Source organism: Anabaena azotica FACHB-119 (assembly GCF_014697625.1).
GTDB lineage: Bacteria > Cyanobacteriota > Cyanobacteriia > Cyanobacteriales > Nostocaceae > Trichormus > Trichormus azoticus_A.
The window spans coordinates 11,893-25,152 of record NZ_JACJSG010000045.1 but is presented as its reverse complement, the minus strand read 5'-3'; the positions used below and the strand labels follow the sequence as shown (position 1 = coordinate 25,152).

Below are 13,260 nucleotides of genomic sequence, written 5' to 3'. Positions count from 1 at the left end.
AGTAATTATTTATTATTACTGTTGATAAAAAATCAAGCCTAAGTCGAAATTTCATCCTAATTTCATATTTATACTGCAAGATAAAAATATGTTCAAATGTGCAAAATCATACAAATGTAATAGTTTGTACTAATTATTGATTTATCGTAATTCCGAGGGTTAAAGACCCCTACGTCTGTACGTAGCAAATTTTCAGTTGGGGTTTAAATCCCCAACTGTTCGCGTAGCGTGCCGTAGGCAAAATGTCTTTAATGCGCGAATGCGTGAATGCGTGAATTTTGAATTGTTAATTGGATAATTAATATGAAGCAGCTAACAAAACCTTCCTTATTGGAGAACGGTTTCAACTCTCAGTGGAATAATCAGAGTAAATGGAAAGATACTAATGCTGATGTTACCCAAGCATTAGGTAATGTACCAATTGTAAAACTGCAAAACATTTCTCCTGTATGCTCTATCTCAGATTGCTTAGTGAAATTAGAAAGTTGCAATCCCGGTGGGTCAATTAAAGAGAAAAATGCAGTTTACCTCATTACGCGAGCAGAGGAGGAAGGGCTGCTTGTACCGGGTGGTACAATTATCGAATCAAGCTCAGGCAATTTTGGCGTAGGGCTGGCGATGGTGGGAGCAGTCCGAGGATATCGAGTGATGATTGTTGTCGATGCCAAAACTCCACCACCGTTTAGAAGAATGCTGAAAGCTTATGGTGCTGAACTGGTGGATGTACCACTGCATGAGGCAGACGAATCAGGCTCAATGCAAAAGGCTAGAATGAAACGAGCGCGTGAGTTGGCTGCAACTATTCCTGATGCTTGGTATCCGTGTCAACACTTGAATCCTCTCAATTCTGAGGCACATTCCTACTATACTGCGCGTGAGATTGAAGCTCATTTTGCTGGCAATCTTGATGCTGTGGTGGTTGGTGTTAGCACTGCCGGACAGATAATGGGAATAGCTCGTTATCTGCGATCGCGATTTCCCAAAACACGCATTGTTGGCGTTGATGTGGTGGGTTCCGTGATTATGGGAACGCCAGCAAAACCATATAAGATGACGGGGATCGGGTTATCTTTCTTTCCACCAAATTTGGATTTGTCGCTGCTCGATCGCGCTTATGTAGTCCCAGAAGATTTAGCTTACTCTGTGTGTCACACCCTTGCACGTCGTGAAGGCTTACTTCTGGGTGCATCAACAGGAGCAATTGTCGCTGGTGGTTTACATTTAGCGCGTGAACTAGGTGCGGGTGCGCGGATTTTGATGATCAATCCCGACCGAGGTGATAGATACCTTGAAACAATATATGATGCCGATTGGCTTGAGCGTCATGGGTTTATCCTCAAACAAGGAGAAAATCTTGATGATGCGATCGCTTCACTAAATCCCGTATATTTCCAGTAGTGCTAAGTATCATGAACAGCTCACCCCAGTCTAAACCAGCAGGTAACTATACAACTTCAGGGCGATCGCTATTAGCACTACTTACCCAGTTTATTCCCCTTTCCCTGTCTGATGTAGCCATGACTCTCGGAGATCCGCTTCAGACATCTGCACTCAGTCGCCTACCCTTTCCTCAAGAGACATTAGCCGGAGTTGGCGTAGTTAAAGGAGTTGCGGTATTTCTAGAAAGCCCCATCATCATGATTCTTCATGCTTCAACCGCACTAGGTGGACAAGCCAAATCTAGACGCGCACTGTGGCAGTTTACAGTCATAGTAGGACTAGCTCTTAGTGGTATCTTTCTTTTACTCACTTGGGAACCTGTATATAACTGGCTACTGCTTGATGTATTCGGCGTTACCTCATCAATAGCCGCCAGGGGGAGAACTACTTTTTTGTTAATGTTCCTGTGGCCTTTCGTCATTGCTTGGCGGCGATTCTTTCAAGGCTTGCTCATCCGCGCTCAAAAGAGTATAGCTGTAGGTTGGGCAAGTGCGGCGCGATTGACTTGGGTAATTGTGGCGCTGACCGTGGGAGTAAGTTGGCGCTTAGATGGAGCCTTTTTAGCAGGTATTACCATGATGGGAGCCATACTGATTGAGGCAGTATTGGTAACATGGTTTTGTATGCGTCTTGGTGCGATCGCAATTCTCAACCAGCAAGCAAATTCTGAAACTAAGAAACTACCCCAAACCTTTGGCAAAGTCACCGTTTACTATCTCCCTTTAGCCTCAACCATGCTTGTAGTGTGGGGTGCAAGAGCCATACTCTTAAGTCTCATTGCTCGTTCATTCGATGGTAGTTTAGCACTCGCTGTCTGGCCTGCGGCCTGGGGGCTACTGCTGTCAATTGCTAACGGTACACGCATGATTCAACAAGTGGTAATTTCTGCTTATGAAGAAACTCCCAAGCGAACACTGATGACTTTTGTCATGATTGTTGGCTTGAGTTTTACTGTAATACCATTTTTTCTGGGGTTTACAGACCAAGGATTATTTTTACTACGTCAGTTTTTAGGAAATAACCCCTCTCTTGTCCAAGCATCTCGCCCAATTATCCAAATCCTCTCATGTTTACCCTTGCTCTTAGCTGTGCAGAACACCTTTCAAGGATTACTTATTCACAAGGGTAAGAACTGGTTCATTAACTTAGCAACCATTGCTGCAGCTACTTCTACTTTATTGGTATGTGGAAGTCTAATTTTTACTGGACATAGCGGCGCTACTTCCGCAGCTTATGGAATGCTGGCGGGTGTGATGAGCGAAATTATAGTGCTTTTGTTCGCACTGAAAAGAAAATAAGGGTGGTGACGCTGAAAAGAATATCAAGTCTGAATCACCCTGCAACAAATTCTGGTGAAAAAACTGATCTGGTTGGGGAAGAAACTAGGATAATGAAGCATAATTATCCTTTATAGCTTTGAGCAAGCAGCATCACCCCAGATGGTGAATCCTCAAAGCTGGTGATTCAACTTAAGTGAATGACTATGAGTACAGTAAATATTGCGCCGGCTACACGTGTGGGAGTATTGGGTTTCGGTGGACTCGGACAAGCAGCCGCCAAGGTACTTGCAGGTAAACGGGAAATGACTCTAGTAGCAGTGGCAGACCAAAAAGGTTATGCTTATGCTACTGAAGGTTTAAATTTTAAAGATTGCATCGCTACCTATCAGTCTCAAGGTTCGGTGGGTTATTTAGAACCAATTGGTAATTTAACCAACAACAGTATTCAGGATTTAATCGACAGCGCCCAACCTGTAGACGGCTATTTTCTCGCTTTACCCAACCTACCCAACGATTTTATCCCTTCTGTAGCCAGGCAGTTTATTAAATCTGGTTGGCGCGGTGTGCTGGTAGATGCGATTAAGCGCACCAGTGCAGTAGAACAGCTAATTGCTATGAGAGAAGAACTGCAAGCGGCTGGTATTACCTACATGACAGGATGCGGTGCAACACCCGGACTGTTAACCGCCGCCGCCGCCTTAGCCGCCCAAAGCTACGCCGAAATTCATCAAGTAGAGATTACCTTTGGTGTAGGTATTGCTAATTGGGAAGCTTACCGCGCCACTGTGAGGGAAGATATTGGACATATGCCCGGTTATACAGTAGAAGCCGCCAGGGCGATGAGTGACGCAGAAGTAGAAGCACTACTAGATAAAACTAACGGTGTGTTGACCTTAGAGAATATGGAACACGCCGATGATGTCATGTTAGAGTTAGCAGGGATAGTAGAGCGCGATCGCGTGACTGTTGGTGGTGTAGTTGATACCCGTAATCCCAAAAAGCCCCTCAGCACCAACGTCAAAGTCACAGGACGCACCTTTGAAGGTAAGATTTCCACCCATACCTTTACATTAGGCGATGAAACCAGCATGGCAGCCAATGTATGCGGCCCTGCCTTTGGTTATCTCAAAGCTGGCACACAGTTGCATCAACGCGGCATTTACGGCATATTTACTGCGGCAGAGATTATGCCTCAGTTTGTCAAGTAAGGGTGTAGGGGTTAGAGAAGAGAAATAAAAAATACTAATCTCTAATATCTCATCCCTAATGCCTATCAACACTAGTGCTTGACACACATAATTATCTTAAAGCCTCTCTCCTTGTAGGGGAGAGGTTTGGAGAGGGGTTTTGCACATCCGTCGAACTCACGTTAATTTATTGGTAAAATAGTCGAGGAAAATTTTGGCAGCAAAAGTAAAGTCTTTTCTACTGTAGTAATTCCTATTCCTTTAATTGCTAAAAATTTAGATAAACTGCATACAGCTTCATCTTGCATTACCTGCCTAACTTTTTTAATATATGCTTCCCCTAAGCCAGTTATTTCTAAAATCTCTTCGTTTGAAAGTGAAAGAAAAACAGTTTTTAAATCGTTAAATATATCATCTGGTGCATGAGAATAATATATATATATTTCTATAGGTAATTCACATTGACCTAAATACTTATTCATAACTTCCAAAGCTTGATTTTGGGGTATTCCTCCATTTTGCGCCCCAAGTAGTGGGAAAGCGATAGAAGTTATCTTCTTTTCTGCGTAAGTATCAACAAACTTTTGCAATCCCAATTCTAGATATTCCAACTTTGATGGTTGCTTCCAATGCCGTTTAGTAGGGAAATTTAGAACCCAATGTGGAGCAGATTTATATAACCACAGCTTGCCAATTTCCAGTAAATTCTGCTGGCAGATTTTTACATAATCTGCATACATATCTGGATATCTCAAGCGGAACTCTAAAGCAATACCTGCACCCATTACTCCTACACAGTTGACGGTGTTTACCAATGTTTGGCAATTTGAAGTAAATAAATTGCCATTAATAATTTTGAGGCTCATTAGTATAAATTAACCATTCCTGACCATTTTCTTGAAATTTAACACTCATCCGAGTATTAGGTTTATATTGTAATTGAAGATGACGAGATGAACTAACATTAATAGATTGTCCAAGTGAAAGTTTAGAAATGTCACTAAAGGGCGAAATAATTTCTCTGTTAAATGGAGCCTCTTCTATAAATTTTAACAACAGTTCGCCATTAATAGTTCCATGTTTATCATAGTTGTCAATTTGAATATCAATAAAATTCCCCTTGTCGTTAATGGTGACATAAGGATTATTGTGATAAAACAAACTTCCTTCACCAACTATTTCTCGTTCTTTAAATACTCGACTAGCATATTTTGAATCTGTCCCGATCAGCTTGAGTAAAGTGTCTTTATCCTGGGTAGTACGGCAAATAATGCTGATATCTTCTAAACTCAACTTATTAATATCCAGGTAACTATGAACGATAAATTCTTGTTGAGATGCTCTCAAATAACTTTCTGTCCCAACTGCTGTAGAGTAGACATGATCAAAATCAAAATACTGCTCTAAGAAATTTGTACTGTTACCATAATAAGAGCCTGAAGCGGCAAGATTACCATTACTTACACCGCATTTACTACCATGAGTTTCCAGCACTCGCTTGAGATTGAAGCGAAAGAAAATTGGTACAGGACAAAGAGCATGAATATTCCCTTTTCGTTTACCCAAACCTTCATTATGCCACTGAGTTGGAGTTTGTGGACGGCAATAAAAACGGGCAAAGTTTTTGACATCATCTCTAGTACGGTCAATCACGTTTATAGCGGCTGAATTGAAAAAATTATCACAAAGATTTCTGGCTAATAGTTTCTCATCTGTAAGAATTGAAACAGCATTTTCAACATGGGTCAAATGATAAATGTAACCTTTCCAATCAGAATTTTGATGGTTTAAACCTGTTTGCAATTTAAGTGCAAATTCCTCTATTTCTGCGGCTGACCTTTCTAAAGAGAAATCATCTCTTGTACAATTAGTAGAAATATCTAAGAAAGGATTGTAATTATCTATCTCCGGCTCATATTGTGGTATCTCATCTATTATCGGTTTTAAATTTTCTCCTCTTTCAATGACAATCATTACCATAAGCTCAAGTATGTCTATGATACGTTTATCCTTGGCAAACCAATAACGATGACGATTTTCATATAATGTATTTGCGATTTCTTCTCGCTTCTCTCCCTGCAAGAGATAGATATATACTGCTTTACGTTGCTGTTCAGTTCTTGCTTGTATTATCCATTGAATAATTTCTTCTTTGGAAATACTGTCTCTGCGGGAACGGCAAGCATAGAATAAACTTAAAGCATTATCCTGATAATCAGGATGCAGAATACGGGTATCTGGAGCAAAATCAACTAACAATTTTTCTTCAACAGCGTTATGATTAATGATTAATAGTTGCTGGCAAGGTAAATAACTACCAGCTTTAGACATAAAGTGGAACGTCTCTAAGAAACTTTGAACTTCATTGAGTTCATCATCTGCGGTAAAGTTATTGAGAAAATTTTTATTAATCAGATTACCAATATATTTAGCTGGAGAGACTTCCACTCTTGGGTAACTATTTTCTATCTCATTCCTCAAGACATGAACTAACCGTAAATCATTTACAAAATAACGTTCTTTATCAAAATCACCTAATAGTTTCTTAACTTCTTGCCACTTCTCATCAGCAATGAGATTATTTTGATAATGTTGCTGAAAACCTGGCCAGTTGGCAACTTGCAAAAAGGTGTTTTGTTGTAAAAGCTTCCCTGTTACCTTATAATTAACATTATTGACTGATATGAGTTGACGGTAGCGACCATACAAACCACTGGGTAAAGCTGCACAGTGAGTAATCAGATAACCCATAGTGCGATCGCCTGCCAACATGTTGCGGATAATATCAATACCTTCACTGGGATCTTTTCGCTGCCAACTAACAGCTAACTCTTCCCATAAAAAATTCCAAAACTCATATTCATCAACATTGGTAAAACCAAAAGTTTCCGCCAAAGCCTCCCAGTTATCCTCACTAGCGAGAAAAAGTCTATGCAGAACTTCGCCTAAATCTTCGCCTATACGTTGCGCTAACTCCCGGTTATCAACTGAAGACTTAACTAAACTTTCTCGACCTGTGGTAATGTCAAAGTCAGCGTTTAATACAAAACCTAGAAATAGCTGTTCTCTCGTAGGCGCTGTTACCCAAAAGGTAGGGATTTTTGCAGGTAAAGCATTATCAAGACAACCGTCTTTTTCCAAGACACCTAAAACTAAACTAGCCTTTGTATTCACACCAGCTTTTAAGCATATTAGAATTGAATCTTGACTATTTGTAGTTTGATATTTACCTATTTCTACACCCGCAACATTAAGAACATTCGATGGCTGCCAACGTAGAGAAATTTCTTGATGATGGTGATTAATAAATTTACAGGTTTTGATAGCTTTAGAGAAAACCAACAGAATATTAGCTACAGCTTGGAAATCTTCAAGTACATCTTGCCAAGATACATCATCATCTAAATTCAATTCTATAATTGTTGCATCTGATAAGCTGACGTAGCGTTTAAAATCTCCTCGCAATTCACTAGCCTTTTGTGCATTTAATCTTGATGGAATCAAACCACCTTCAACGCTAAAACCTAAATTTTTACTGAGTATATAGGGTTTATTAGTAGCAAGATAGACACTCTTAAAACCTAAACCAAATTTTCCTGTTACCCCTTCTCCTTTATCAGAAATATTAAAAGTTAACATCTTTTCTAAATCACGATCAAATCCCTTATCCTTATATTGCTTTTCTGGATGATCTGGATGTTGAAAACAGCCAATTGCTCTACCTGCATGGATGAATTGAATTTTATTATCATCAAACTTGATAATAAATTGCTTTCTGCTCTCATTCAGTCTTTGTTCTGGTGACATAAAATGCCATTCAATGACAGCATCATCGGCATTTTGAAATAACTCAAAAGGAATACTCTGACATCTATAGCCGTGTAAATTTATCTTCGCGCGTACAGCTTCTAATAACTGCTCTCTTACCTGTTCACTTTCCGAAGAATTATCTTCTAATAAGTTCCCTAATTCAGAGATAAGATTCTCAATTTCTTGATCAATATTCTCTACAGAATGATGTTGCTGCTTGAGTTCTGCTCTCTGATGACGAAGGTTATCCCAGTTCGTTAAGATATTTTTAACCTGACTAATACGTTCATGTGCGCCTAACATTCTCATTACATAAGGCGCACCTTCTAATAAAAAGTTTTTGGCAACTTGAACATCTAGTTGATCAGACTTTAATAAATCTTCCCAAATATTCTCTATTGATAAAGGAGTTACTTCATAAATTTCTTCCAGTAATACCTTCGTTGAATTCTTTAAAATATTTACTAATTGTGATGGGAGAAAGTTTTGAGGTTGAAGAGGTAATAGCTCAAGTTCTGTAACATCAGGTGTAAGTCTATTAACAAAAAGATGAGGAGGATTTTTACTGTTGACAAGACTTGCTTGAAAAGTAAAACCCATTATAGATTCTACCTCTCTGGTACTCTCACCAGCCTGACCTACATAAATACGAAAGGTACGATGTGTTATCGATGTGTTCTCAAATAATCTTTGATGCAAAATGCCTAAATCTCGCCTACCTAAATAGAGATGAGCAAGGCTTTTAATACTTTCTTCTCCACCTAACAAAGTTAATAATGCACCAATTGGTTCTGTTGGACAATGTTGTTCCCAAGCTCGAAAGTAATTTTGTAAGACATCAGAGTTTTTTTCATCTCCTACTGTTACAGAAGTTTTTAGAGTTCTTGATAAATCCTTTTTCTCCAAACCCCTTAAATGAGATTGCAGAATTTTTGTTTGCTCATCGTCGAGAAGATAAGCAGCATCAATATTTTCTTGATTTCCCCATGTCAAGTTACTGGGAGTTTGCCACTGTCCGCGACGATTAAGTAATCGAATTTGCCCTATAATTTGTGGAAAACTATCATATTCAACTGCTAACATTAAATAATGATTAAAAACCTTAATTGTATCTGCTTCAGGTTCATTATTGAGACTGACAAGATTTTGCAAAATTTTAATTAATTTTTCTTCTCCAATTTCATTTAATAAATTTGGTAGTAAATATTTTTTAAATTTTTCAGGGCTGATTTTTTGGGCAAATTCCCAAGCAGGTAGGAAACTAACATCAATATTACTAAATACCTGCAAAGCCTCATCTAAAGGAAATTCATCTTCTGCACAATCTCCCAATTGATAATCATCTGCTGTTTGTAAAAGAGAGCCAACTTTTGAAAAGACTTTATCTTGAGTTAAAAATAATTCTTGAGTTAACCATTGCCAACAATTGTTATAATTACGAATCTGTTGATTTAATTGTGAAGATGCTATATAAGAGCTAGAAACTTTCAATAATAACTCTTCAATTTCAATTTCTAGGCTTGGATAATGTAGAACATTCTCAGGCTTAACAGCATTTCCATCTCTATCTATAAGCCAAGCTGTGACTTTTAAACTATCATAATTCTTTTCAATCATTCTTTGATTTGAATTACTGAATAAACTGCTCAAAGCATCAAGAATAATATGAAAGTATAGATGCGGTTGAGACTGAGTGAGAACAAAATCAATTACATCATTTTCTTTCCACTTAGAAAATAGCCTTTTGACTATTTTCAAACCATTATGATTTTGGACATCTAATGGTAAAAGTGACAACTCTGCATAATCACCGTTACTAATTTCCACTAAAGTAGATAAATGTTTACTAATTTCTTTGGGTAAAATCTCGATTACTTGTTGAGGAGCAATTAATTTATCATTGCAAATAAGCCATCTTTCTGCTGTAATGAGATTTTCTAATTTTGAGTTTTGAGAAATATCTATATCTTGTAATGCGTCTAATACTACTGATGAAAAACCACACCAATAATCTAATGTTTTTTGCGGGTAAGTGAAAATTTTCTCAAGTAAACTTTCTGTGTTCCAGAAGGTAAATAATCTTTTAACAATACTATAGGCTGGATGACTCGATATACTTGTAGGTAGAAAAGTTTCACTATATTTGCTCTTATCTAAAATAGAGATTATCTGTTGATGTTTATGTAAATTTGTTGGTAATTTGATGACATCTCTTGGTTTTATAACTTTATTATTGACATCCACTAACCAATGAAGATTTTTTAGTTCACTTTCCCATTGCTCTTTTTCGGATGTAGACAGTTGTTGCAGAGCATCCAAAATTAGATCACAATATCTTTCAGGATTGGCAAATTTGATAATTGTCTCTATTGCTACATTCGGAGTCCAAACAGGAATCCAAGTCTGATCAATTTCTGCTTTGTTTTGACGAATGAGTACAATATATTCTTGAAGACGTTCATCAAGAGGAAAATCTACATTTTCTAAATACATTTTACCAGCTTCAATAGAAACTAGCTCTCCATTAACTGTTTCATGGAGTTGTAGAGATTTCCATAACTCTTGATTACTAGGTCTTTGCCTAATATAGCGCAATAACTCATATCTTTCAGATGGTTCTAGTAAATTACCATCTACACAGTCTGCGCCTAATTCACGAATTAAATCTATCACTTCTTCAGTCTGTAATGATTTAATTCCTAATAGTTGGTGTTTAGCTGAAGGAACATATTCAGCAATTTGTCGATTAATTAATCGCCAATCTTCACCTCGTAATTGTAAAACTTGCTCTCCAACTTTTTGCCATACTGTACTATCTTGGGAAGTGATATATAAAGGAGTTGTAGTATCTTCGTATTTTTCTTTATTACCATGCAGCAAATAACGTAATTGATTAGACATGATTAATTAACTCCTTTAATAAATTGCTTCTTTCGTGAGAATTGGCTAAGTCTGGTTTTGTGGCTAAAAGCTGTAAGCAAGTTTGGGGTTCCAATTTAGGAATAGCTTTTAAAGCACTAGTTTTTCCTAAAATCCTAGAAATCTTTGGTTCTATAAAAATCAGGTTACATTCAGTTAATGCTGATTTTACAGCCGTAGCAATAGGTGTTTCGTAATCCCTTCTATCACCTTGGAATAAGCAATATTTGTGCTTATATTGTTGTAAACTCAAATATGAGTAAATATAAGCTTTATTCTGCTGATGATTATGCCCGACAAATAAGGCAAGATTGGAGACAAGCTTTAAAATATCTTCTAATGAATTAGTCTGCTCAAGAATTTGCTCAATAATTGCTTTAGCTACCTGATGCGTAGTTCCTGCGGTTAATAACTGACTAAGACAAGTTAAGATAGATACCATTTGCTGATTACTCAAAAAACCACTACTGCTAGAGGAATTTGCCTCAAATAATTCGTAAACTAATAGTGGTTGTTTAATATCTAACTCATACAAAGCGTTGAAAACTATCTGTATATGTTGTATATTGCTGCTAAGTTGTTTAAGTTTTAACCTTTTTTCAGGATGGATTAATTCAACTATTTTTTTGATAGCTGCATGGAATTGCTCTTGTTGCAGCTTGTCTATACCAATGACTATAAATGCTTCTCGGACTAGATTTATTAGGCAGGTTTGAATTGGCGATCGCCCAATAATTGTTCTGTTTTGAATCAGCAAACTTATTAAGTAATTAACATTTTTAGATTCAGCAAAGAGTAATTGTAAATCTAAGGATGTCAACAAATCAATAATCTCTTGCTCACTCCAATTTACCGAGGTTTCATTTGATAAGAGGTTTGGCTGTTGCTGATGAATTAAATAATAGCTATTTGCAAAATTGCTCAATATAGGAAATACTTTCCAATTGGGGGGTATACTAGGTAGCGATCGCACATCTACATTAACTGGAATTAGTTCCCAAGCACTGCGAGTAGGTTTAATCCTAAATACCCATTGATAGTCACTACAAATACTCTGTTTATATACCTTACTTTTGAAAAAATGTGAACGCATAATTGCGTCAGCAAGGTTAGATATATCTAAAGTAGATAAACGATGAATTTTGACAAAATTATCAAGGGAAGGAAGGAAAAGCTTTAAAGTCCCTTTACTCGCCAGCAAATAATTCCACTGCGCTATCATTTCATCTTCATTCGTGGGAGTTTTTTGTTCAAACCCTCCAGTCCGAATTTTTTGCAATCCCTCAATATATTTTCTACCAGAATCAAGAAAGAAATAACCATGTAGAAAAATTGTATAATCTTCCTCCCCCTGACAATCAACTACTTCATAAGCTTCTTGTTCTGCTCCTTCTGTACTATCATCACTAGCTAAAGGTAAAAACACCGACCATTGTAATATTAATCTAGCCTTATTTTTATTAGCTAAGGATTGCTTGGTAAAAACAACAGCGCAGTGAGGGATTGATTTATCAGGAATACTTTCTGAGTTCCCAGATTCATTAATTGAGACTCTTTTTGTCCAATAAGATGACTGTTGTAAATCATCCCAAAAAGTAGCTGATACACTTGCTGGATTTTGACCTAGTAATAATGAAAAATCATTAGCTGGTAAAATTCGTTCTTTACCTGCAAATCTAATTCCTGTTGTATCTGTACTAATGATAATTTTCCCTTGCAAATCATGTTCATCTTCTTCGATTATTTGACTTGCTGTAGGATAAATGCAACGTTGACAAGGATTCTCATTATCTAAACCAACAGAAAATTGTTGCTGAAGAGAACCATTAGCATCTTCGAGCCAATATCTAACATTTCTAATATGCCGTAACAATGGTAATAATTGCCCAATCCTCAGTTTCATATCTTGAGGTAGATTGGATTCCACTGATTTTGCATCATCATAATAGTTAGCCAAAATACAACGTTCATCTGCCATCTTTTGGCGCAGTGGAACCCATAAAACAAAGTAATTGGCTTGAGGTTGGATTAAATTCTGTTCAATTAAATAATTTTCTACAACATGACGGTCATTATCAGAAAGTTCTCCCCATTCTGGGCGTTTAGCGTCAATACCATCTTTATCAGCCCAAGGACTAATAAATTCACCACAACCTTCAGGAACATCCTGAGAACTAGCAATATAAAAGAAAGCTTCACAAAAATGGAAAATACTCTTTTGTCCCAGCCCAAATTTACCGATTTTACCTTTATCTTTGGCATTAGCATCTATGCCAAAACAACATATAGCTTCTTTGTCAGATTGACTAAATGTCCCATCATTCAGGAAAAATAGAGCAGGTATCTTTAACAGAGGATGTTCAACTTTATCTCTCAATCCTTTATTTATGCCAAACTCTAAAGTTGTGGCTCGTCCATCATTGGCATTTTGAATTATTTCCTTAATAATAGGAAATCCTTGCTTATACCTTTCTTTCAATAAGCTTTTGATATTATTGACAATTGTTCCCGGTGGAATTTGATAACCTGCCATAGTTGATACTCTTGCTGTAATTATTCATAAATGTAGAGACGTTGCATCCAACGTCTCTACATATTTGGCGCAATCTCATATAGAATTGAGA

General features: G+C 37.3%; 6 protein-coding genes. 3 read left to right on the top strand and 3 right to left on the bottom strand.

Annotated features, from left to right (window positions below; genetic code table 11):
- Positions 1 to 303: 303 nt before the first annotated feature.
- From H6G83_RS26520 to bioU, 3 genes are all read left to right on the top strand, one after another.
- Positions 304 to 1,398 (top strand): cysteine synthase family protein, encoded by a 1,095-nt coding sequence (locus H6G83_RS26520; RefSeq protein ID WP_190477595.1) that lies wholly within the window; start codon positions 304 to 306, stop codon positions 1,396 to 1,398.
- Between the two features lie 11 nt (positions 1,399 to 1,409).
- Positions 1,410 to 2,738, top strand: a complete 1,329-nt coding sequence (locus tag H6G83_RS26515) for a hypothetical protein (RefSeq protein ID WP_190477593.1) — start codon at positions 1,410 to 1,412, stop codon at positions 2,736 to 2,738.
- Positions 2,739 to 2,923: 185 nt separating this feature from the next.
- A complete protein-coding gene (gene bioU, locus H6G83_RS26510) occupies positions 2,924 to 3,928 on the top strand; it encodes a (S)-8-amino-7-oxononanoate synthase BioU (protein ID WP_190477591.1) in 1,005 nt (334 codons plus the stop codon).
- A gap of 161 nt (positions 3,929 to 4,089) precedes the next feature.
- On the opposite strand, the gene H6G83_RS26505 is transcribed toward bioU, so the two are convergent.
- The 3 genes from H6G83_RS26505 to H6G83_RS26495 are packed head-to-tail and all read right to left on the bottom strand — an operon-like array spanning position 4,090 to position 13,169.
- Entirely contained in the window at positions 4,090 to 4,773 is a 684-nt protein-coding gene (locus H6G83_RS26505; protein WP_190477589.1) for a macro domain-containing protein, read from the bottom strand.
- Entirely contained in the window at positions 4,754 to 10,618 is a 5,865-nt protein-coding gene (locus H6G83_RS26500) for a DarT ssDNA thymidine ADP-ribosyltransferase family protein (RefSeq protein ID WP_190477586.1), read from the bottom strand. Before H6G83_RS26500 ends, H6G83_RS26505 begins: the two co-directional genes overlap by 20 nt.
- Entirely contained in the window at positions 10,611 to 13,169 is a 2,559-nt protein-coding gene (locus H6G83_RS26495) for a sacsin N-terminal ATP-binding-like domain-containing protein (RefSeq protein WP_190477584.1), read from the bottom strand. The genes H6G83_RS26500 and H6G83_RS26495 overlap by 8 nt, the downstream gene beginning before the upstream one ends.
- Positions 13,170 to 13,260: the final 91 nt, after the last annotated feature.